Annotated in this window: 16 protein-coding genes, 1 tRNA gene and 1 pseudogene; 10 read left to right on the top strand and 8 right to left on the bottom strand. The window is 74.9% G+C overall.

Annotation, left to right across the window (positions count from 1 at the left end; translation table 11 throughout):
• Positions 1–52: 52 nt before the first annotated feature.
• From ACYVM4_RS08735 to nrfD, 4 genes and pseudogenes are all read left to right on the top strand, one after another.
• A pseudogene (locus ACYVM4_RS08735) lies at positions 53–307 on the top strand (heparan-alpha-glucosaminide N-acetyltransferase domain-containing protein); the annotation flags it as partial.
• A 351-nt stretch (positions 308–658) separates the two neighbouring features.
• Positions 659–4,036: a formate dehydrogenase gene (gene fdh, locus ACYVM4_RS08740; RefSeq protein WP_460668290.1), complete on the top strand. Its 3,378-nt coding sequence runs from the start codon at positions 659–661 to the stop codon at positions 4,034–4,036.
• A complete protein-coding gene (locus ACYVM4_RS08745; RefSeq protein ID WP_460668270.1) occupies positions 4,036–5,040 on the top strand; it encodes a 4Fe-4S dicluster domain-containing protein in 1,005 nt (334 codons plus the stop codon). The genes fdh and ACYVM4_RS08745 overlap by 1 nt, the downstream gene beginning before the upstream one ends.
• Positions 5,037–6,131, top strand: a complete 1,095-nt coding sequence (gene nrfD, locus ACYVM4_RS08750) for an NrfD/PsrC family molybdoenzyme membrane anchor subunit (protein ID WP_460668271.1) — start codon at positions 5,037–5,039, stop codon at positions 6,129–6,131. The genes ACYVM4_RS08745 and nrfD overlap by 4 nt, the downstream gene beginning before the upstream one ends.
• A gap of 20 nt (positions 6,132–6,151) precedes the next feature.
• On the opposite strand, the gene selD is transcribed toward nrfD, so the two are convergent.
• On the bottom strand, positions 6,152–7,171 hold the full coding sequence (gene selD, locus ACYVM4_RS08755; RefSeq protein ID WP_460668272.1) for a selenide, water dikinase SelD: 1,020 nt from the start codon (positions 7,169–7,171) through the stop codon (positions 6,152–6,154).
• 41 nt (positions 7,172–7,212) lie between these two features.
• Between selD and ACYVM4_RS08760 the strand changes: the two genes are divergently transcribed.
• The 4 genes from ACYVM4_RS08760 (at position 7,213) to ACYVM4_RS08775 (ending at position 11,601) form a co-directional block, all read left to right on the top strand.
• Positions 7,213–7,307 (top strand) — tRNA-Sec (locus ACYVM4_RS08760).
• A 61-nt stretch (positions 7,308–7,368) separates the two neighbouring features.
• Positions 7,369–8,706: an L-seryl-tRNA(Sec) selenium transferase gene (gene selA / locus ACYVM4_RS08765; RefSeq protein ID WP_460668273.1), complete on the top strand. Its 1,338-nt coding sequence runs from the start codon at positions 7,369–7,371 to the stop codon at positions 8,704–8,706.
• 2 nt (positions 8,707–8,708) lie between these two features.
• Complete coding sequence (gene selB / locus ACYVM4_RS08770) at positions 8,709–10,496, top strand: selenocysteine-specific translation elongation factor (protein WP_460668291.1); 1,788 nt, start codon at positions 8,709–8,711, stop codon at positions 10,494–10,496.
• A 121-nt stretch (positions 10,497–10,617) separates the two neighbouring features.
• Entirely contained in the window at positions 10,618–11,601 is a 984-nt protein-coding gene (locus ACYVM4_RS08775; protein ID WP_460668274.1) for an aldo/keto reductase, read from the top strand.
• A 61-nt stretch (positions 11,602–11,662) separates the two neighbouring features.
• Here the strand turns inward: ACYVM4_RS08775 and ACYVM4_RS08780 are convergent, their stop codons facing one another.
• The 7 genes from ACYVM4_RS08780 to ACYVM4_RS08810 form a co-directional block, all read right to left on the bottom strand.
• Positions 11,663–12,670, bottom strand: a complete 1,008-nt coding sequence (locus tag ACYVM4_RS08780; RefSeq protein WP_460668275.1) for an electron transfer flavoprotein subunit alpha/FixB family protein — start codon at positions 12,668–12,670, stop codon at positions 11,663–11,665.
• Between the two features lie 67 nt (positions 12,671–12,737).
• Positions 12,738–13,562, bottom strand: coding sequence for an electron transfer flavoprotein subunit beta/FixA family protein (locus ACYVM4_RS08785; protein ID WP_460668276.1), 825 nt, complete (start codon positions 13,560–13,562; stop codon positions 12,738–12,740).
• A 54-nt stretch (positions 13,563–13,616) separates the two neighbouring features.
• The gene (locus tag ACYVM4_RS08790) at positions 13,617–14,438 is read right to left on the bottom strand and encodes an HpcH/HpaI aldolase/citrate lyase family protein (protein ID WP_460668277.1); all 822 of its coding nucleotides are present in this window, start codon (positions 14,436–14,438) and stop codon (positions 13,617–13,619) included.
• A gap of 34 nt (positions 14,439–14,472) precedes the next feature.
• Positions 14,473–14,961: a MaoC family dehydratase gene (locus tag ACYVM4_RS08795; protein WP_368822584.1), complete on the bottom strand. Its 489-nt coding sequence runs from the start codon at positions 14,959–14,961 to the stop codon at positions 14,473–14,475.
• Between the two features lie 10 nt (positions 14,962–14,971).
• Positions 14,972–16,132, bottom strand: a complete 1,161-nt coding sequence (locus tag ACYVM4_RS08800; protein ID WP_460668278.1) for an acyl-CoA dehydrogenase family protein — start codon at positions 16,130–16,132, stop codon at positions 14,972–14,974.
• Positions 16,129–18,264: an acetyl/propionyl/methylcrotonyl-CoA carboxylase subunit alpha gene (locus ACYVM4_RS08805; protein ID WP_460668279.1), complete on the bottom strand. Its 2,136-nt coding sequence runs from the start codon at positions 18,262–18,264 to the stop codon at positions 16,129–16,131. Before ACYVM4_RS08805 ends, ACYVM4_RS08800 begins: the two co-directional genes overlap by 4 nt.
• Positions 18,261–19,868, bottom strand: a complete 1,608-nt coding sequence (locus ACYVM4_RS08810; RefSeq protein WP_460668280.1) for a carboxyl transferase domain-containing protein — start codon at positions 19,866–19,868, stop codon at positions 18,261–18,263. Before ACYVM4_RS08810 ends, ACYVM4_RS08805 begins: the two co-directional genes overlap by 4 nt.
• A gap of 122 nt (positions 19,869–19,990) precedes the next feature.
• On the opposite strand from ACYVM4_RS08810, the gene ACYVM4_RS08815 reads away from it, so the two are divergent.
• Together ACYVM4_RS08815 and ACYVM4_RS08820 are read left to right on the top strand one after the other, a co-directional pair.
• Complete coding sequence (locus ACYVM4_RS08815; protein ID WP_460668281.1) at positions 19,991–20,665, top strand: TetR/AcrR family transcriptional regulator; 675 nt, start codon at positions 19,991–19,993, stop codon at positions 20,663–20,665.
• Positions 20,662–21,855, top strand: coding sequence for an acyl-CoA dehydrogenase family protein (locus ACYVM4_RS08820; protein WP_460668282.1), 1,194 nt, complete (start codon positions 20,662–20,664; stop codon positions 21,853–21,855). The genes ACYVM4_RS08815 and ACYVM4_RS08820 overlap by 4 nt, the downstream gene beginning before the upstream one ends.
• Positions 21,856–21,947 lie beyond the last annotated feature (92 nt).

Genomic DNA, 21,947 nt, shown 5'->3' on the forward strand with positions numbered 1-21,947 from the left:
GGGGGATTCGGGACCGCCGCCGAACCGGGTTCCCCGACCCGGCCTCATCGCCGTGGACGCGGCCCACGGCCTGGCGCTGATCGGCATGATCGCGGTCCACATCCTGCCCGTCCACGACCCCGAGACCTTCGAGCCCACCCTGCAGTGGACCCTGTTCGGCGGGCGCGCCGCGGCGCTGTTCGCCCTGCTGGCAGGGCTGAGCCTGGCGTTCTCCGCGGGCGGGCGCTCCCCGCACCGGGGTCGCGCGCTGACGGCCACCCGCGCCGGAGTGCTGGTGCGGGCCCTGCTCATCGCCTCCGTCGGGCTGGCGATCAACCAGGTCATGCCGTCCCCGGCGCCCGCGGATCCGGGCGCCCCCCTGGCCCCGGTGCTGCTGACCGGCACCTACCCGGCCGTGCCCTACCTGACGCACCTCTGCGCCGGCCTGCTCCTCGGCCGGACCGATCTGCAGGAGGTCGTGGTGCGGGTCCGGATCACCGTGGTCGGCGTGGTCCTGGCGCTCGTCGCCTGGTTCGCCTACTGGGCGCCGGGCCCGCCCTCCCGGACGGCGGCGTCCACGCCGGGCCAGCAGGTCCTGCGCACCGGCGGGCGTCCGCGCACGCGCCGCCCGCCGGTGTGGCCCCTGCCACTCTGCGGCTCGGCGGGCTATGCTCCTGACATGTCACGATTCAGTCCTCTGGAGTGGCCGGTCCTCCGGCAGATCCGTTCGGGCGACCTGCTCGGTCGCGGCCCTGCGGTGACCTCGGAGCGCACCCGGTCCACGACCCCGCGCACGAGCACCGCGGACCGGGTCGTGCAGAGCGTGTGCCCGTACTGCGCGGTCGGCTGCGGCCAGCGGGTGTACGTCAAGGACGAGAAGGTCGTCCAGATCGAGGGTGACCCGGACTCGCCGATCTCCCGCGGCCGCCTGTGCCCCAAGGGCTCGGCCAGCGAGCAGCTCGTCAACGCGCCCGGCCGGCAGACCGAGGTGCTCTACCGCGCGCCCCGGGCCACCGAGTGGCAGCGCCTGGACCTCGACACCGCCGTCGAGATGGTGGCCGACCGCGTCCTCGAGGCCCGCCGCAACGGGTGGCAGGACGCCGACGAGCAGGGCCGTCCGCTGCGCCGCACGATGGGCTTCGCCGCCCTGGGCGGCGCCACGCTGGACAACGAGGAGAACTACCTGATCAAGAAGCTCTTCACCGCCGCGGGAGCGATCCAGATCGAGAACCAGGCCCGTATTTGACACTCCGCCACGGTTCCCGGTCTGGGAGCCTCGTTCGGTCGCGGTGGCGCGACGCAGTCCCTGCAGGACATGGCCAACGCCGACTGCATCGTCATCCAGGGCTCCAACATGGCCGAGTGCCACCCCGTGGGCTACCAGTGGGTGACGGAGGCCAAGGCCCGCGGCGCCCGGGTCATCCACGTCGACCCGCGCTTCACCCGCACCTCGGCCGTCGCTGACAAGCACGTCCCGATCCGGGCCGGCTCCGACATCGTGCTGCTCGGCGCGCTGATCAACCACGTGCTCACCCATGACCTGTGGTTCGAGGAGTACGTCCGCGCCTACACCAACGCGGCCACGATCGTGAACGAGGACTACCGCGACGCCGAGGACCTCGACGGGCTGTTCTCCGGGTTCGACCCGGAGACCGGCCACTACGACACGTCCACCTGGGCCTACGACGAGAAGAAGGACGGCTCCGGAAACGGCGACGGCAAGGTGGACGCGCCCGCGGGCGACCCCGAGGACGGGGCCGAGGCAGGGGCAGAGGCGGTCGCCGAGGCCGCCGGCCAGCAGCTCGGCAGCGGCGGCGCCCCGATGGAGCACGCCCGCATGCAGCGCGACGACACCCTGCAGGACCCCCGGACGGTGTTCCAGATCCTCAAGCGGCACTTCGTGCGCTACACCCCGGAGATGGTGCAGGAGGTGTGCGGGATCGGCCCCGAGGACTTCGCGTACCTGGCCCGCTCCATCACCGAGAACTCCGGGCGGGAGCGGACCACCTGCTTCGCCTACGCGGTGGGCTGGACCCAGCACAGCCTGGGCGCGCAGTTCATCCGCACCGCCTCGATCCTGCAGCTGCTGCTGGGCAACATGGGCCGTCCCGGCGGAGGGATCATGGCCCTGCGCGGGCACGCCAGCATCCAGGGCTCGACCGACATCCCGACGCTGTTCAACCTGCTGCCCGGCTACCTGCCGATGCCGCTGGCCGGCACCCACGACACGTTCGACGACTACCTGGCCGCGATCGCGTCGAAGAAGCAGAAGGGCTACTGGGCCGAGGCCGACGCCTACACCACGAGCCTCCTCAAGGCGTGGTGGGGGGACGCCGCCACCGCGGACAACGACTGGGCCTACGACTACCTGCCGCGCCTCACCGGGGCCCACGGCACCTTCCAGACGCTGACGAAGATGCTCGAGGACGAGGTGGAGGGGTACTTCCTGCTCGGCCAGAACCCCGCGGTGGGGTCCTCCAACGGCCGGATGCAGCGGATGGCCATGTCCCACCTCAAGTGGCTGGTGGTGCGGGACCTCAACCTCATCGAGTCGGCGACCTGGTGGAAGGACGGCCCCGAGATCGCCTCGGGCGAGCTGCGCACCGAGGACATCGAGACCGAGGTGTTCTTCCTGCCCGCCGCCACGCACGTGGAGAAGTCGGGCACGTTCACCCAGACCCAGCGGCTGCTGCAGTGGCGCCACCAGGCCGTGGCGCCGCCGGGCGAGTGCCAGAGCGAGCTGCAGTTCTTCTTCGACCTGGGCCGGCGGATCCGGGAGCGACTGGCCGAGTCCGAGGACGAGCGCGACCGCCCGCTGCTCGACCTCACCTGGGACTACCCCGTCGACGAGCACGGCGAGCCGGACCCCGAGGCGGTGCTCGCCGAGATCAACGGCCGCCACCTCACCGGCCCGGACGCCGGGAGACCGCTGTCCTCGTACACCGAGATGCGCGCGGACGGCTCGACCGCCGGCGGCTGCTGGATCTACACCGGGGTCTACGCCGACGGCGTCAACCGCGCCGCCCTGCGCAAGCCGGGCCAGGAGCAGGACTCCGCCGCCCTGGAGTGGGGCTGGGCGTGGCCGGCCAACCGCCGTCTGCTCTACAACCGCGCCTCGGCCGATCCGGAGGGCCGACCCTGGAGCGAGCGCAAGAAGCTCGTGTGGTGGGACGAGGAGCAGGACCAGTGGGTCGGGGACGACGTGCCCGACTTCCCGCTGCACCTCGCCCCGGGCACCCGTCCCGATCCGGACGCCGGGGGCGCGGCCGCCCTCGCCGGCGACGACCCGTTCATCATGCAGGCCGACGGCAAGGGCTGGCTGTACGCGCCCAAGGGCGTGCTGGACGGACCGCTGCCCACGCACTACGAGCCGCAGGAGTCGCCGGTCGCCAACGCCCTGTACCGCCAGCAGCGCAACCCCTCCCGGGTGCTGTTCGCCCGCCAGGACAACCTCAGCGCCCCGAGCGCCGGGGAGCCGGGGGCGGACGTGTACCCCTACGTGTTCACCACGTACCGGCTCACCGAGCACCACACCGCCGGCGGCATGAGCCGCTGGCTGCCCTACCTCTCGGAGCTGCAGCCGGAGATGTTCTGCGAGGTCTCCCCCGAGCTCGCCGCCGAGTGCGGGCTGGAGCCGTACGGCTGGGCCACGATCGTCTCGCCCCGGGCGGCGATCGAGGCGCGGGTGCTCGTCACCGAGCGGATGACGCCGCTCGTGGTGGGCGGGCACACCGTGCACCAGATCGGGCTCCCGTACCACTGGGGCGTGGGCGACGACGCCGTGGTCAGCGGCGACTCCGCCAACGACCTGCTGGGCCTGACGCTCGAGCCCAACGTGCAGATCCAGGACTCCAAGGTCGGCTCCTGCCACATCCGCCCGGGCCGCCGGCCCCGGGGTCCCGAACTGCTCGACCTGGTCGGGGAGTACCAGCAGCGCGCGGGCGCCACCGTGGAGACCGGCAACACCCGGATCGACGCCCCCGACGCCGTCCCGGCGACGGACCCGGCGACGGACCCGGCCACCGACCAGACCACCGACCCGACGAGGGAGCACTGATGGGCCAGCTGGCCGGACCGACCGATCCCACGGCCGACGCGCACTGGGAGCACCAGCACGCGCGGAAGGGCTTCTTCACGGACACCTCGATCTGCATCGGGTGCAAGGCCTGCGAGGTGGCCTGCAAGGAGTGGAACCAGAACCCGCAGGACGGGGACCTCCAGCTGCTCGAGTCCTCCTACGACAACACCGGTTCCCTGGGTGCGAGCACCTGGCGGCACGTGGCGTTCGTCGAGCAGGACAACGAGCGCATCGAGGAGGCCCGCGAGTCCGGGCGCAAGCTCGTGAGCCTGGGCATGCCGCGCGTCGGCCCGCCCGAGGCGCGCCCGCAGCCGGCGTCGGATGACACGGCCCCTCCGGACACCCCGGAGTTCCGCTGGCTGATGTCCTCCGACGTCTGCAAGCACTGCACGCACGCCGGGTGCCTCGACGTCTGCCCCACCGGGGCGCTGTTCCGCACCGAGCACGGCACCGTGGTGGTGCAGGACGACGTGTGCAACGGGTGCGGCACCTGCGTGGCCGGCTGCCCGTTCGGCGTGATCGAGCGGCGCACCGACGGCACGGCCGCACCGCGGACGGAGCGGGACGGACAGCCGGGCAAGCCCGACAAGCCCACGGTGAAGAACGTGGGCGTCGCCCAGAAGTGCACCCTGTGCTACGACCGCATGGTGGACGACCAGACGCCCGCGTGCGCGCAGACGTGCCCGACGACGTCCATCAAGTACGGCGAGCACGACGACATGGTCGAGACGGCCCGACACCGGGTCGCCGAGCTGCACGCGCAGGGCCGCACCGAGGCGAGGCTCTACGGCGCCAACGAGCTGGACGGCGTCGGCGGCACCGGATCGGTGTTCCTGCTGCTCGACGAGCCGGAGGTCTACGGCCTTCCCCCCGACCCGCGGGTGCCGACCGCGGACCTGCCCCGGATGTACCAGCGGGCCGGCCTGGCTGCGGCAGGCATGCTCGCCGCCACTGTCCTGGCCTTCGCGGGAGGCCGTTCGTGAGCCTGTCCGAGTTCGACAGCTACCGTCCGCCCGAGCCGCCGCGCCGGCGGCGGCGGGACGGCCCGCGCCGCCGGGGCGCCGGGCAGGGCGGTGGCGGCGACGGCTCCCGGGAGATGCCGATGGTCCCGGAGCCGGAGTTCGGCTCCTACTACGGCCGCCCGGTGGTCAAGCCGGCGCCCTGGGGCCACGAGGTGGCCGCGTACCTGTTCCTCGGCGGCGTGGCCGGCGGCTCGGCGCTGCTCGCGCTCGGCGGCCAGCTCACCGGCCGGGACGAGCTGCGCCGCAACGCCCGGCTGGGCTCGGTGACCGCGCTCGGCCTCGGCGGAGCGGCCCTGGTCGCGGATCTCGGCCGCCCGGAGCGCTTCCTGCACATGCTGCGCACGTTCAAGCCGACCTCGCCGATGAGCATGGGCACCTGGATCCTCAGCGCGTTCGGGGCCGGCATGGGGACCGCGGTCGCGGCCGAGGTCGACCGGATGACCGGCTCCCGGCTGCCGCTGGGCCCGCTGCGCCGGGTGCTGCGCGCCGTCGAGGGGCCGGCCGGTGTCGAGGCCGCGGTCTTCGCCGGTCCGCTCGCCGCCTACACCGCGGCCCTGCTCTCCGACACGGCGACGCCCACGTGGAACGCCGCCCGCGAGGACCTGGCGTTCGTCTTCGTGAGCTCGGCGAGCCTCGCCTCCGGCGGTCTGGCGATGGTCACGACGTCGGTCGGCGAGGCCGGCCCCGCCCGGCGGCTCGCCATGCTGGGGGTGGCGGGGGAACTCGTCGCCACGAAGCTCATGGAGCGCCGGATGGACCCGGTGGCGGCCGAGCCGCTGCACCACGGCCAGGCAGGGACCATGCTGGCGTGGAGCGAGCGGCTGGCGGTCGCCGGCGGTCTCGGCACGCTGCTGGGCGGACGGCACCGGGCCGTCGCCGCGGTCTCGGGACTGGCCCTGCTGGCCTCCTCGGCGCTGACCCGGTTCGGCGTGATGGAGGCCGGTCTCCACTCGGCCGTGGACCCCCGCTACACGATCGAGCCGCAGAAGGCGCGGCTGGCCGCGCGCCGCGCCGCCGGGATCACCGACGACGCGATCACCACCGTCGGCTGAGCCCCGTCCCGGGACGGGGCTCAGCGCACCGTGATGCCGGACCCGGCGACCGTGTGTCCGACCACGGGGTACCCGGGCACCTCGCCGACGACCAGCAGGCCGCCCGAGGTCTGCGCGTCGGCCAGCAGCAGCAGGTCGTCCTCGCCAACACCGGGCGCGGCCTGCAGGTGCGGGCGCACCCAGTCGAGGTTCCGACGGGTCCCGCCGGAGACGTAGCCGTCCCGCAGCGCCTGGGCCGCGCCCTCGACGAGGGGCACGGCGCTCCGGTCGAGCACCGCGCCGACCCCGGAGGCACGGCACATCTTGTGCAGGTGCCCGAGCAGGCCGAAGCCGGTGACGTCCGTGGCCGCCCGGGCCCCGGCCGCCAGCGCCGCCCCGGCCGCGTCCCGGTTGAGCATGGTCATGGTGGCGATCGCCTCGGCGAACACCTCGCCGGTCGCCTTGTGCCGGTTGTTGAGCAGCCCCACGCCGATCGGCTTGGTGAGGGTGAGGGGCAGCCCCGGCGCGGCGGCGTCGTTGCGCAGCAGCCGGTCCGGGTCGGCGACGCCGGTCACGGCCATGCCGTACTTCGGTTCCGGGTCGTCGATGGAGTGCCCCCCGATCACCGGGCACCCCGCCTCGGACGCGACCGCCAGTCCGCCGCGGAGCACCTCGGTCAGCAGCTCCATCGGTAGCCGGTCCCGGGGCCACCCGACCAGGTTGATCGCCATGACCGGGCGCCCGCCCATGGCGTAGACGTCCGACAGCGCGTTCGCGGCGGCGATCCGGCCCCAGTCGTAGGCGTCGTCGACGACCGGGGTGAAGAAGTCGGCGGTGGACAGCACCGCGAGGCCGTCGCGCACCAGGACGGCCGCGGCGTCGTCGCCGTCGTCGAGACCGACCAGCACGTCGGCCCCCGACTGGCCGGTGAGGCCCCGGACCGCGTCCTCGAGCTCGCCCGGAGGGATCTTGCAGGCGCACCCGCCGCCGTGGGCGAAGCCGGTCAGCCGGACCGCTCCGGGCGCGGGCAGGGGCGGTTTCGACGTCCGGGTCTGTTCCATGCCGTCAGCCTACTGGGGACAGCGGTGCTAGGTTGGGTGCCGGAGGCGTCCGGGTCCTGGTGGGCCCCCCGGTCTTCAAAACCGGTGAGACCGAGCACCTCGGTCTGGCGGGTTCGATTCCCGTCCGCCTCCGCCAACCTCCGCACTGCCCACCCGTACTGCCCACCGCACCGCGTGCCGCCCGACGAGGAGGGACTGTGGCCCCGGACGACCCTCGCCGGCTGATCCCGCGCACCGACCAGCTCCTGGCCCTGCCGCCCGTCCGCCGGGCCCGCGACCGGCTGAGCGAGGGCGTCGTCCGCGCGCTGGTGCGCGAGACCCAGGACCGGGCGCGGCGCGGTGAGATCGCCCCCGACGAGGTCGAGCCGGCGGTGCTCGCCGCGCTCGAGACCCGCTCGGCCTCGAGCCTGACGCCGGTGCTCAACGCCACCGGCGTGGTGGTGCACACCAACCTCGGCCGCGCCCCGCTGTCCGCGGCCGCCCTCGACGCGCTGGTCACGGCCGGCGGGTACGTCGACGTGGAGCTCGACCTGGGGACCGGCACCCGCTCCCGCCGCGGCGCCGCGGCCCGGGCGGCCCTGCTCGCCGCCTGCCCCCCGGCCCAGGACGCGCTGGTCGTCAACAACGGCGCGGCCGCCCTGGTCCTGGCCACCACCGCCCTGGCCGCCGGCCGCGAGGTCGTGATCAGCCGCGGCGAGCTCGTCGAGATCGGGGCCGGCTTCCGGCTACCGGAGCTGATCGAGTCCACCGGCGCCCGGCTGCGCGAGGTGGGCACGACCAACCGGACCCACCTGCGCGACTACGCCGGGGCGATCGGCCCGGAGACCGGGTGCCTCCTCAAGGTGCACCCGAGCAACTTCCGGCTGGAGGGGTTCACCTCGGGCGTCGAGGTCGGCGAGCTGCGGCCGCTGGCCCGGGCCCACGGCGTGCCCCTGGTGGCCGACCTCGGCAGCGGGCTGCTGACCCCCGACCCGCACCTGCCGTCCGAACCCGATGCCGCCTCCGCCCTCGAGGACGGCGCCGACATCGTCATCGCCAGCGGCGACAAGCTGCTCGGCGGACCGCAGGCCGGGCTGGTGCTCGGCCGCTCGGACGTCGTCGCCCGGCTGGCCGCCCACCCCCTCGCCCGGGCGGTCCGCGCCGACAAGCTCGCGCTCGCCGCGCTGGAGGCCACGCTCACCGGGGGCCCCGCCCCGGTCGTGCGCGCGCTGCACGCGGACCCGGACCGGCTCCGCGACCGGGCCGAACGGCTCGGCGCGGCCGTCGGCGCACCGGTGGTCCCGCACGACGGCCGCGTGGGCGGCGGCGGCGCACCCGGCGTGCCCCTGCCGGGGTGGGCGGTGCGGCTGCCCGAGGCGGCGGCCCCGCTGCTGCGCTCCGGCCGCCCCGCCGTGCTCCCCCGGGTCCACGACCGGGCGTGCCTGCTCGACCTGCGCTGCGTGCCCGAGACCGACGACGAGCGTCTGCACGCCGCGGTGCAGGCGGCGCTGACCGCCCTCGCCGCGGTGGACGGCACCCCCGGCGGGACCCCGTGAGCGTGCACGTCGTCGCCACGGCCGGGCACGTCGACCACGGCAAGAGCACCCTGGTGCGGGCCCTCACCGGCATGGAGCCCGACCGGTGGGAGGAGGAGCGCCGCCGCGGGCTGACCATCGACCTGGGCTACGCCTGGACCACCCTGCCGTCCGGGCGCGACGTGGCCTTCGTGGACGTCCCGGGCCACGAGCGCTTCCTCGGCAACATGCTCGCCGGCCTCGGCCCGGCGCCCGTCGTCTGCTTCGTGGTCGCGGTCGACGAGGGCTGGCAGGCCCAGTCCGGCGACCACCGCGACGCCGTCGCGGCCCTCGGCATCGAGCACGGCGTGGTGGTGCTCACCCGCGCCGACCGGGCGCCCGGGCGCACCGGCGAGGTGCTCGCCCAGGTCCGCGCGGAACTGGCCCGGACCGGTCTGCGCGACGCGCCCGCGGTCACCGTCTCGGCCCTCGAGGGCACGGGCCTCGCCGAGCTGCGGGCCGTCCTCGACGACGTCCTGGCACGGGCGCCCGCTCCCGCCGAGGGGCGGCTGCGGCTGTGGGTGGACCGCTCCTTCACGATCACCGGTTCCGGCACCGTGGTGACCGGCACGCTGACCGCGGGAACGCTCCGGCAGGGCGACCGGCTGCACCTGCTCGGGCACGGCGGGTCCGTGCCGGTCGTGGTCCGCGGCATGCACAGCCGGAACACCCCGCACACCGCGCTGGAGCCGTACACCCGCGTGGCGCTCAACCTGCGCGGAGTGTCCGCCGCGGACGTGCACCGCGGCGACGCCCTGGTCACCCCCGGCACGTGGCCGCTCACCGGCGTCCTCGACGTCCGCCGCGCCACCGGCCCCGCCCTCACGGACACGGCCGAGCACCTCGTGGTCCACGCCGGCACCGCGGCGGTGCCCGCCCGGCTGAGCCCGTTCGACGACGACCACGCCCGGTTGGTCCTCGACCGGCCCCTGCCCCTGGTCCTCGGGGACCGTCTGGTGCTCCGCGACCCCGGCAGCCGCTCGGTGCTCGGGGGGGCCCAGGTCCTCGACGCCGATCCGCCCGCGCTGGGGCGTCGCGGCGACCGGGCGCGCCGGGCCGCCCGGCTCGCCGGCATGGACGTGCGCGGGGACGTCGGCGTGGAGGTGGCCCGCCGCGGCGCGGTGCAGGCGCAGCACCTGCGGCGCCTCGGGCTGCTGTCCGCCGCGGGCACGGCCCCGCCCGGTGACGTGCGCGTGCTCGGCGACTGGTGGGTGCACGCCCCCGTGCTCGAGTCCTGGACGCAGCGGCTGCGCACCGCGGTGGACGAGCTGCACGCCCGTGACCCCCTGGCCGCGGGTCTCTCGCGGGGCGCGGCCCGTGACCTGCTCGCGCTGCCGGACGCCGCGCTGGTCGACCCCGTGGTCCGCGGCGCCGGCCTGAAGCAGGACGGCGGGCACATCCGGTCCCCGCACCACCGCGGCCTCGGCGCCCACGAGACCGCGGTGCTCGAGCTGGAGCGACGGCTCGGGGCCGAGCCCTTCCGGAGCCCGGAGGCCGACGACCTGACGGCGCTGCGGCTCGGCGCCCGTGAGCTCGCGGCGGCCGAGCGCACCGGCCGGCTGCTCCGCCTGGGGGACGGTGTCGTGCTGCTCCCCACCGCCCCCGCCCTGGCGATGCGCGAGCTCGCCCGGCTGCCGCAGCCCTTCACCACGAGCCAGGCGCGCCAGGCGCTCGGCACCTCCCGGCGCGTCGCGATCCCGCTGCTCGAGCACCTCGACGCCCGAGGCTGGACCCGGCGGCTGGACGCCGGCCACCGGACCGTGGTGCGCTGAGCCCACGGGCCCGTCCGGCCGGGAGGGTTCTGCCAGGACCGGGAGCGGGCCCGTGACATCGCCGTCGTCGTCGTCCGTCGTCCTCGCCCGTCATCGCCCGTCGTCGAGAAGGAGAACCGTCATGAGAACCGTCCGTCTGGGGAACTCGGGCCTCGAGGTGAGCGCCGTGGTGCTAGGCATGATGAGCTACGGGGACCCGGCCAGGGGAGCGCACGGGTGGAGCGTGGGGCTCGACGAGGCCCGGGCGTTCGTGCGCCGGGCGCACGACGCCGGGATCACGACGTTCGACACGGCGAACGTGTACTCGCTGGGCTCCAGTGAGGAGATCACCGGCACGCTGCTCAAGGAGATCGCCCCGCGGGAGGAGGTCCAGATCGCCACCAAGGTCAACGGCCGGATGCGGGACGCCCGCAACGGCGGCGGCCTGAGCCGGGTGGCGATCATGCACGAGATCGACGCGTCGCTGAAGCGCCTGGGGACCGACTACGTCGACCTGTACCAGATCCACCGGTTCGACCCGCGGACCCCCGTCGAGGAGACGATGGAGGCCCTCCACGACGTCGTGAAGGCCGGCAAGGCCCGCTATCTCGGCGCCTCGAGCATGTGGGCGTGGCAGTTCGCCCGGATGCAGCACGTCGCCGAGCTGCACGGCTGGACGACGTTCGTCTCGATGCAGGACCAGTACAACCTGCTCGAGCGCGAGGAGGAACGGGAGATGCACCCGTTCTGCCGGGCGACCGGGGTGGGAGTCCTGCCGTGGAGCCCGCTCGCCCGCGGCAGGGTGGCGCGGCCGTGGGGCTCCGCCGGCTCCGGGTCCCGGGAGAGCACCGACGCGTTCGGCCAGGGCCTCTACACCCAGGACGTGGAGGCGAACCGGGCGATCGTGGACGCGGTCGCGGCGGTCGCCGGCGAGCGCGACGTGCCGATGGCCCAGGTCGCCCTCGCGTGGGTCGCTGGCAGGCCCGCCGTCACGGCGCCGATCGTCGGCGCGACGAAGGAGCACCACGTCGACGACGCCGTGGCCGCCGTCGAGCTGGACCTGTCCGAGGAGGAGACCCGCCGCCTCGAGGAGGCCTACACCCCGCGGCACCCCTCCGGATTCTGAGCTCCCCGGCACCCCGGGGCTCCACGGGCCGGCCCGCGTCAGGACCGATCCGCGTCAGCGCCTACCCGCGCAGCGCCCGGAGGTGCTCGACCGCCTGGGGCAGCACCTTCCGGAGGTCGCCCACGATGCCGAGGTCGGCGATCTCGAAGACCGGTGCCTGCTCGTCCTTGTTCACGGCCACGATTGTCCCCGCCGTCTGCATCCCCGCGCGCTGCTGGACGGCCCCGGAGATCCCGCACGAGACGTAGAGCTGCGGGGAGACGGTGCGGCCGGTCTGGCCCACCTGCGCCTCGGGGCCGATCCACCCGGCGTCCACCGCCGCGCGGGAGGCCCCGATGGCCCCGCCGAGGGCGTCCGCGAGGTCCTCGAGCGGACCGAAGTCCCCGCCCGTGCCGCGGCCGCCGGCCACGACCACGCGCGCCTCGCCCAGCGCCGGGCGCCCGGTGGCCGGCAGCTCCGCCCGCCCCACCACCCGAGCCGCGGGCACGGTGTCCTCGAGCGCGTGCGTGCGCACCTGCGGGCGCTGCGCCGCGGCCGGCGCGGCACCGGTGTCGTCGGCGGGAACGTCAGTGGTGACGTCCGCTGTGGGCCCGGCGGGGATCTCGACCGAGTTGGGGCGGAGGGTCACGATCAGCACCGGGCTCGTGGCCCGGCACCGGGTGGTCCATCCCCCGGCGAGGACGGACTTGGTGGCGACGAGGTCGGTGTCGAGGGCCACCACGTCGGTGACCACCCCGGCCCCGAGCCGCACCCCCAGGCGCGCGGCGACGTCCTTGGCCTCGGGGGTGCCGGCGAGCAGCACCACCGCGGCGCCGGTCTCCCGGGCGGCGGACTCCGCGAGCGCGACCGCCGGCGTGGTGAGCCGGTCGCCGGGCCCGCCCTCCGGGACGTGCACGGTGCCCACCGCGTGGGCGGCCAGCTCGCCGAGCAGGGCGTCGGCGGGCACGTCCGGCACGACGACGTGCGTCTCGCCCAGCGTGCCCGCCAGCGCGAGCAGCTCCCGGTCGGCGCGGCGCAGCCGGTCCGTGGCGCCCAGCACCACCAGGGCTGCGGTCGTGGTCGTGGTCATGGTCGTCCTCCTCCTGCCCGGCGGGCGGGCGCGTGCGATGGGGATCCAGCGGGGCGCGGCCGGGCGCTCAGACGAGCTTCCGGGCCACGAGGAACTCGGCGAGGCGGATGCCGCCCTCGCCCTCGTCGACCAGGACCTCCCCGGCGGTCCGGGGCGGGCGCGGTACGGCGTCGAGCACCTCGGTGAGCGAGCCGGCGAGGCCCACGGCGCCGGCGTCCAGGCCGAGGTCGGCGACGGACCACGTCTGCACGGGCTTCTTCTTGGCCGCCACGATCGCCTTGAAGGTGGGGTATCGCGGGGTGTTGACCTGGTCCGTCACGGCCACGAGCGCCGGAAGGTCCGCGACGACCTGCAGGGCTTCGGTCTCGGTGTGCCGGACGGCCGTGAGCGAGGTCCCGTCCTCGGCCAGCCCCAGGGAGCTCGCGAAGCCGACGTGGGCGAGACCGAGCCGCTCGGCGAGCTGGCCGGGGACCAGGGACGTCTCGCCGTCGGTGGAGGCCATGCCGGTGAGCACGAGGTCCACGGCTCTCCCCTCCCCGGCGGCGATCCACTGCACCGCCGCTGCGAGCACCCGTGCGGTGACCCAGGCGTCGGAGCCGGCGAGGGCGTCGTCGAGCACGTGGAACCCGGCGTCGGCGCCCAGCTGGAGGGCGCGCTTGAGCGCGGCCGTCGCGCCCGCCGGCCCCAGGGTGAGGGCGAGCACGCGGTGCCCAGCCGCCGCGCCGCCGTGCGTCTCGACGATCTGCACCGCGGCCTCGAGCGCGTACTCGTCGAGCTCGGAGAGGATCCCGGACGAGCGGTCGAGCAGGGGCGGGCTCCCAGCGAGGACGCGGTCTCCCGCGGCGTCCGGGACGTGCTTGACGGGGACGACGATCGTCAGGGGCTGGCTCATGGTCTCCTCCGGACGGGACAGGGACGGGGTGGTTCGTGCGGGCGGACGGGGTGCTCAGGCGTCCGCGCGGCGCACGAGGCGCTCGGCGTGGCGGATCAGGGGCTCGTCGACCATCCGCCCGCGGAAGGTGAAGACGCCGGGGGCGCGGCGGGCGGCGTCGAGCAGCTCGCGGGCGGCCTCGAGCTCCTCGGCGTCGGGCCGGTAGGCGGCGCGGATGGTCTCGACCTGTCCGGGGTGGATGCAGGCGGTGGCCGCGAAGCCGGAGGCCACGGCGTCGAGGGCCTCCTCGCGCAGCCCGTCGTGGTCGGCGATGTCGACGTGCACCGCGTCGATCGCGGGCCGGCCGGCGGCGCCCGCCGCGAGCAGGACGGCGGAGCGGGCGGAGCGGGCCACGTCCCGGTAGGCGCCGTCCCGGCGCCGGGACGAGCTGCCGCCGAGCGAGGCCACGAGGTCCTCCGCGCCCCACATCAGCGCGACCACGTTGGGGGCCCGGGCGATCTCCGCCGCGTTGACCACGCCCTCCGCGGTCTCGCACAGCGCGACGACGCGGTGCAGGCCCAGCTCCGCGGCGACGGCGAGCCGTTCCGCGGAGGCGGTCTTGGGCAGCATCACGGTGGTGTACCCGGTGTGCCGCAGGGCGACGAGGTCGTGGGCGAAGTCCTCGGTGTCCTCGGCGTTGATCCGCACGATCGTGCGGGCCGGGTGCAGGGGCGTGGCCACGAGGGCGTCCCGGGCGGCGGGCTTGGCGGACGGGGCCACGGCGTCCTCGAGGTCGAGGATCACGGCGTCGGCGCGCGCGGCCGCCTTGGCGTAGCGCTCGGGGCGGTCGGCCGGGCAGAACAGCAGGGCCGGGCCGAGGCTGAACGGGTCGGTCATCGGGGCTCCTTCGCGGGAGTGTCGCTGCGGGGTGTCACTGCGGAGCGGCGTCGCGGGACCACACGAGCACCGAGCGGGTGCACTCGGCGACCACGGCGCCCTCCTGGTTGCGGCCCACGTGCTTCACGCGGACGATGCCCTGCCCGGGCCGGGAGGAGGACGGGCGCGCGCCGAGGATCTCGGAGGACGAGTACAGGGTGTCCCCGTGGAAGAGCGGGTGCGGGAAGGCGACCTCCTCGAAGCCGAGGTTCGCCACGATGGTGCCCTGGGTCAGCTGGGCCACGGACGCCCCCACGAGGGTCGAGAGGGTGAACATGGAGTTCACGAGCCGCCGGCCGAAGGGCTGGCGCCCGGCCCACGCGGCGTCCAGGTGCAGGGACTGGGTGTTCATGGTGAGAGTCGTGAACAGCACGTTGTCCGCCTCGGTGACGGTCCGGCCCGGGGCGTGCTCGTAGACCGTGCCCACCTCGAACTCCTCGAACCACAGCCCGCGCTGGCGGACCACCCTGCGCTCCTCGCTCACGGCCGCCTCCTCACAGTCCGAGCTCGCGGGCGATGAGCATGAGCTGCACCTCGGTGGTGCCCTCGCCGACCTCGAGGATCTTGGCGTCCCGGTAGTGGCGGGCCACCCGGAACTCGTTGATGAACCCGTAGCCGCCGAAGACCTGGGTGGCGTCCCGGGCGTTGTCCATCGCGGCCTCCCCGGCCACGAGCTTCGCGATCGCGGCCTGCGTCTTGAACGGCCGGCCGGCGAGCATCCGGGACGCGGCGTCGTAGTAGGCCAGCCGCGCGGTGTGCGCGCGGGCCTGCATGCGGGCGATCTTGAAGGAGACGGCCTGGTTCTCCCCGATGGGGCGCCCGAAGGACTGCCGCTCCTGCGCGTAGCGCACGGACTCCTCGACGCAGCCCTGGGCCGCGCCCGTGGCCAGGGCGGCGATGGCGATGCGGCCCTCGTCGAGGATGGACAGGAAGTTGGCGTAGCCGCGGCCCTCCTCCCCCAGCAGGTTCCCCTCGGGGACCCGGACGTCTTGGAGGGACAGCGGGTGGGTGTCCGAGGCGTTCCAGCCGACCTTGTCGTAGGCCTTCTCGGCGCGGAAGCCGGGGGTGTCCGTCGGGACGATGATCGTCGAGATGTCCTTCCGGACCCGCCCGTCCGGCAGCTCCGTGGTGCCGGTGACCGCGGTGACGTTCACCAGGCGGGTGATGTCCGTGCCGGAGTTGGTGATGAACTCCTTGGCGCCGTTGACCACCCACTGCCCGTCCTCCCGTTTCGCGGCGGTGCGGGTGCCGCCGGCGTCCGAGCCGGCCTCCGGCTCGGTGAGGCCGAACCCGGCGAGCGCCCGGCCCGCGGCGAGGTCGGGGAGCCACCGCTGCTTCTGCTCCTCGGTGCCGAAGCGGAAGATGGGCATGGCGCCCAGCGACACGCCGGCCTCGAGGGTGATGGCCACGGACTGGTCGACCCGGGCGATCTGCTCCAGCGCCAGGCACAGGGCGAAGTAGTCCCCGCCCATCCCCCCGTACGCCTCGGGGAAGGGCAGCCCGAACAGGCCCATCTCCCCCATCTGCGCCACGATGTCGTAGGGGAACTCGTGGGCCGCGTCGTACCGCGCGGAGACCGGGGCGATCACCTCGTCGGCGAAGTCGCGGACGGTGTCGGAGAGGTCCTGGTACTCCTCGTCGAGCTCGAAGTTCATGTGCTCTGCTCCTGGTCGGTCGGGCGGGGATCGGTCGGCGGGTGGCCGCCAGGTGCTGCCGGGGCGTCGCCGGGCGTCCCGTCCGGGCTGTCGTCGGGCACGTCGTCACGGGAGGTCCCGGGGACGACGTCGGGGACCACGCGGGCGAGCAGCTGGTGCAGCCGCACCTGCTCGCCGGCCCGCACGGAGACCTCGACGGTGCCGGCGGTGGGCGCGGTCAGGCGGTGCTCCATCTTCATGGCCTCGACCACCACCACGGTCTGGCCCTCGGCGACCCGGTCCCCGGTGGCGGCCGGGACGGCGACGACGGTGCCGGGCATGGGCGAGTGCAGCTCCGGGACGGCGGGCCCGGCCGTGCGCTCCAGGGCGGCGAGGGTGCGCTCGAGCTGCTGCTCCCGGGACAGGACGGCGAGTTCGTGGGCGTTGCCGTCCTCGCCCACCCAGACGCTGTCCCCGCCCGCGCCGGCGGCCACGTGGACCACCCGCGACGTCCCGCCGGTCTCGAGCAGGTGCGCGGCCGGACGGCCCGGCAGCGTGGTCAGGCGCACGGCGGGGTCCACGACGGTCCGGCGGGGCTCCTCGAGCCCGTGGGCCAGCACCACCGCGGGCCGGGCGCGGCCGGCGGCCCGCCAGCCGTCCGGCCGGGACCAGGGGCTCGTGTCCCCGGCGGGGCGCGGGTCGGCGGGGTGGTGCCGGGCGAGGTGGGCGGCCGCGGCGGCGAAGTGGCTCTCGTCGGGGGCCGTGAACTCCAGCCCGGGCAGGCGCCGCTCGACGAGGGTGGTGTCCATGTCCCCGGCGCGCACGGCGGGGTCGGCCAGCAGGGCGCGCAGGTACTCGGTGTTGGTGCCCACCCCGAGCACCACGGTCTGCGCCAGGGCCAGGTCGAGCCGGTCGAGGGCCTGGTCCCGGTCGGCGCCCCAGGCGACGACCTTGGCGAGCATCGGGTCGTAGTCCGAGCCCACGATCAGTCCCGGCGCCAGGGAGGAGTCCACCCGGATCCCCGGGCCGGTGGCCTCCTCCAGCGCCAGCACGATGCCGGCGGTGGGCAGGAAGCCGCGGGCGGGGTCCTCGGCGTAGAGCCGGGCCTCGACCGCGTGGCCGGTGAGCACCACGTCCTCCTGCGCCAGGCCCAGCGGCTCCCCCGCGGCGACGCGGAGCTGCTGCGCCACGAGGTCCACGCCGGTGACCAGCTCGGTGACGGGGTGCTCCACCTGCAGACGGGTGTTCATCTCCATGAAGAAGAAGGTCTCGGGCTGGGCGGCGGGCACCAGGAACTCCACGGTGCCCGCGCCGGTGTAGCCCACGGAACGGGCCACCTGGCAGGCGGCCTCCCCGATCCTCTCCCGGGTGGCGGGGTCCAGCAGCGGTGAGGGCGCCTCCTCGATGACCTTCTGGTGCCGCCGCTGCAGGGAGCACTCCCGCTCCCCCAGGTGCACCACGGCGCCGTGGGCGTCGGCGAGGACCTGCACCTCGATGTGCCGGGGGGACTCGACGAGCTGCTCGAGGAGCAGGGTGTCGTCCCCGAACGCGGCCGCGGCCACCCGCCGGGCCGTGGCCAGGGTCTCGGGCAGCTCGCCGGGGGTGGCCACCACGTGCATGCCCTTGCCGCCGCCCCCGGCCGAGGGCTTGATCAGGACGGGAAAGTCCATCCCGGCGGCCGCGGCGACCAGGGCGTCGTCGTCGAGGCCGGGCTCGGAGACCCCGGCGACCGTGGGCACCCCGGCGGCGGACACGTGCCGCTTGGCGCGGATCTTGTCGCCCATCGTCTCGAGCGCCTCCACGCCGGGGCCGATGAATACGATCCCCGCGGCGGCGCACGCCCGGGCGAAGGCGGCGTTCTCGGACAGGAAACCGTAGCCGGGGTGGATCGCCTGCGCGCCGGTGGCGCGCGCGGCCCCGAGCACGGCGTCGATGCGCAGGTAGCTCTCGGCCGGTGCCGCCGGGCCCACGCACACGGCCACGTCGGCCTCGCGCACGTGCACGGCGTCGCGGTCGGCCTCGCTGTAGACGGCGACCGAGCGGATCCCCAGGGCCCTGAGCGTGCGCAGGATCCGGCGGGCGATCTCCCCGCGGTTGGCCACGAGGACGACGTCGAAGCGGCGCGGGGGCGTGCTGGTGGTCACAGGGATCACATCCGGAAGAGGCCGAAGGCGGGCTCGGGCAGCGGGGCGCGGGAGCAGACCTCGAGGGCCAGCCCGAGCACCTCGCGGGTGTCGGCGGGGGCGATCACGCCGTCGTCCCACAGCCGGGCGGTGGAGTACCAGGGACTGCCCTGGGCCTCGTACCGGGCCCTGATGGGCGCCATGAACGCCTCGCGCTCGGCCGGGTCCCACTCCTGTCCGCGGGCGGCCAGCTGGTCGGCCTTCACGGTGGCCAGCACCGAGGCGGCCTGGGTGCCGCCCATCACCGAGATCCTCGCCTGGGGCCAGAGGAACAGGAACCGCGGGGAGTAGGCCCGCCCGCACATGGAGTAGTTGCCGGCGCCGAAGGATCCGCCGATCACCACGGTCAGCTTCGGCACCCGGGTGGTGGCCACGGCGGTGACCATCTTGGCGCCGTGCTTGGCGATGCCGCCGGCCTCGTAGTCGCGGCCCACCATGAAGCCGGTGATGTTCTGCAGGAACAGCAGGGGGATCCCCCGCTGGTCGCACAGCTCGACGAAGTGGGCGCCCTTCATCGCCGACTCCGCGAAGAGCACCCCATTGTTGGCCACGATCCCCACGGGGTGGCCGTGGACGTGGGCGAAGCCGGTGACCAGCGTGGTGCCGTACTCGGCCTTGAACTCGGAGAAGCGGCTGCCGTCGACGAGCCGGGCGATGACCTCGTGCACGTCGTAGCCGGAGTTGGGGTCCACCGGCACCACCCCGGGGAGCTCGTCCTCGGCCACGGCCGGGCCCTCGACCTCCGCCACCGGCCAGGCCCGCGGGCCCGGCGGCGGCAGGGTCGCCACGATGTCCCGGACGATCTGCAGGGCGTGGACGTCGTTCTCCGCGAGGTGGTCGACCACCCCGGACGTCCGGGCGTGCAGGTCCCCGCCGCCGAGCTCCTCGGCGGTGACCTCCTCGCCGGTCGCGGCCTTCACCAGCGGGGGGCCGCCCAGGAAGATGGTGCCCTGCTCGCGGACGATCACGGTCTCGTCGCTCATCGCCGGGACGTAGGCCCCGCCCGCCGTGCAGGAGCCGAGCACGGCCGCGATCTGCGCGATGCCGGCCGCCGAGAGGTGGGCCTGGTTGTAGAAGATCCGCCCGAAGTGCTCCCGGTCGGGGAAGACCTCGTCCTGCAGCGGCAGGTACGCCCCGCCCGAGTCGACGAGGTAGACGCAGGGCAGCCGGTTCTCCAGGGCGATCTCCTGGGCGCGCAGGTGCTTCTTGACCGTGACCGGGTAGTAGGTGCCGCCCTTGACCGTGGCGTCGTTGCACACGACCATCACCTGCCGGCCGTGGACCAGGCCGATCCCGGCGATCACACCGGCCCCCGGACACTCGTCGTCGTACATCCCCTCCGCGGCCAGGGCGCCGAGCTCCAGGAACGGGCTGCCCTCGTCCAGCAGGTGCTCGACCCGCTCGCGCGGCAGCAGCTTGCCGCGCGCCACGTGCCGTTGGCGGGAGGCCTCCGGCCCGCCCTGCGCCGCCCGCTCCAGGCGCCGGGCCAGCTCCTCGGCGAGGCCCTGCTGAGCGGTCGCGTTGGCGGCGAACTCCGCGCCGCCCGGGTCGGCCTGGGTGCTCAGCACGCGCATCCGTCTCCTCCGTTCCGGGCCGGCAGTCCGGGACACCACTTCGGTTAATCTTGACTAACTTGAAGTTCAGGTTAGTGGCGCCTCACTAGAATGTCCAGGTATCCGACCCGAGAGCAGGACCCGTGCCCCAGACCGAGCGCAGCCCCGGCCCGCCCACCACCGTGCGCGGGCAGGCCAAGGCCCAGCGGCGCCAGGACCTGCTCGCCGCCGCCGCGACGCTCTTCGCCGAGCGCGGTTACGCCGGCGTCTCGATCGACGACATCGGCGCCGCCGCGGGGGTCAGCGGACCCGCCGTCTACCGGCACTTCCCGAGCAAGCAGGCCGTCCTGGGCGCGGTCCTGCTCGAGGTCAGCTCCGACCTGCTCGACCGGGGCCGCGAGGTGGTGGCCCGCTCCCCCGATCCGGCCCGGCGGCTGCGGGCGCTGATCTGCTTCCAGGTGGAGTTCGCGCTGCACCGTCCCGCCGTGATCGTGGTGCAGGACCGGGAGCTGCCGAACCTCACCGAGGGGGACCGCCGTGCGGTCCGCGTCCTGCAGCGCGGCTACGTGACGCTGTGGGTGGACGCCCTGCGCGAGCTCGCCCCCGCGCGCGACGTCGCGGAGCTCACCCTGCGCGCGCAGGCCGCCTTCGGGCTCATCAACTCGACCCCCCACTCCCTGCGGACCGCGCACCGGCTGCGCGCCCCGCAGGACGCGGGACGGCTCGACGTCGCCCGGGCCGCCCTCGAGGAGATGACCTGGGCCGCGCTGCGCACCGCGTTCGACCCGATCCCCACCAGCACAGGAGGCACCCCGTGACCGAGACCCCGGCCGACCGGCCCTTCCACCGGCCGTTCTACGAGGAGGAGCACGAGGAGTTCCGCGAGGTGGCCCGCGAGTTCACGACCCGCGAGGTGGCGCCGCACTACGCCGGGTGGGACGCCCAGCACCTGATGCCCCGCAGCATGTGGACGGCCGCCGGCGAGGCGGGCCTGCTCGGCCTCGCCGTGCCCGAGGAGTACGGGGGCATGGGCCTGACGGACTACCGGTTCCGCGCCGTGCTCGACGAGGAGCTGGTCCGGCAGGGCGCCCTCGGCGTGGCCCTCGCGCTGCACCTGCACGACGACTGGGTGCTGCCCCACCTGCTCGCCCACGGCACCGACGAGCAGAAGCGGCGGTGGCTGCCGGGCATGCTCACGGGGGAGCTCGTCACCTCCGTGGCGTGGACCGAGCCGGGCGCGGGCTCCGACCTGCGCGGGGTGCGCACCCGGGCCGTGCGCGACGGCGACGAGTGGGTGCTGACCGGTCAGAAGACGTTCATCGGCAACGGGATCAGCGGGGACGCCGCCCTGGTCCTGGCACGCACGGACGGAGGGGCCGGGCGCGCCGGGGAGGACGGCCTCAGCCTGTTCCTGGTGCACAAGGCGGACTCCCCGGGCTACGAGACCGGCAAGCAGCTCGACAAGATGGGGGTCAAGGCCTCGGACACCGCCGAGGTGTTCTTCGAGGACGTCCGGGTCCCCGCCGAGAACCTCGTCGGCACCGAGGGCGGCGGGCTGAGGCAGATCCATCAGGTGCTGCCCCAGGGGCGGCTGGCGGTCGCCGTGGCCGCGAGCGCCGTCGCGCGCTCGACCCTCGAGAGCACCCTCCGGTACACCGGCGAGCGCACGGCCTTCGGCTCCCGGGTGCTCGACTTCCAGCACACCCGGTTCGAGCTCGCGGAGCTCACGGTCGAGGTGGAGGTCGTCGAGGCCTACGTGCAGCGGGCGGTGCACGCGTTCAACGCCGGGGCCCTCGACGTGGTCGGCGCGTCCAAGGCCAAGTACTGGGCGGGCGAGCGGGCGAAGGCCGTGACGGACCGGTGCCTCCAGCTGCACGGCGGGTACGGCTACATCCTCGACTACCCGGTGGCGCAGGCCTACCTCGCGTCCCGGCTGCTGACGATCTTCGGGGGCACCAGCGAGATCCTGCGGGAGACGATCGGGCGGGCCGTGGCCGGCGACGGCTGACCACCGCGGCGCCCGCGACCACGGGTCCCGGGCGGGAACCGTCCGGGACCCGCCCGGCAGGCGGGCTCGGTCCGCGCACGGCGGCGGCCCCC

Source organism: Kocuria himachalensis, assembly GCF_054784195.1.

Excerpts from the sequence above, each read along its gene's own strand:
- ACYVM4_RS08745 (WP_460668270.1), top strand. The coding sequence starts at position 4,036 with ATGGGCCAGCTGGCCGGACCGACCGATCCCACGGCCGACGCGCACTGG.
- selD (WP_460668272.1), bottom strand. The coding sequence starts at position 7,171 with ATGGAACAGACCCGGACGTCGAAACCGCCCCTGCCCGCGCCCGGAGCG.
- ACYVM4_RS08775 (WP_460668274.1), top strand. The coding sequence starts at position 10,618 with ATGAGAACCGTCCGTCTGGGGAACTCGGGCCTCGAGGTGAGCGCCGTG.
- ACYVM4_RS08780 (WP_460668275.1), bottom strand. The coding sequence starts at position 12,670 with ATGACCACGACCACGACCGCAGCCCTGGTGGTGCTGGGCGCCACGGAC.
- ACYVM4_RS08785 (WP_460668276.1), bottom strand. The coding sequence starts at position 13,562 with ATGAGCCAGCCCCTGACGATCGTCGTCCCCGTCAAGCACGTCCCGGAC.
- ACYVM4_RS08790 (WP_460668277.1), bottom strand. The coding sequence starts at position 14,438 with ATGACCGACCCGTTCAGCCTCGGCCCGGCCCTGCTGTTCTGCCCGGCC.
- ACYVM4_RS08800 (WP_460668278.1), bottom strand. The coding sequence starts at position 16,132 with ATGAACTTCGAGCTCGACGAGGAGTACCAGGACCTCTCCGACACCGTC.
- ACYVM4_RS08810 (WP_460668280.1), bottom strand. The coding sequence starts at position 19,868 with ATGCGCGTGCTGAGCACCCAGGCCGACCCGGGCGGCGCGGAGTTCGCC.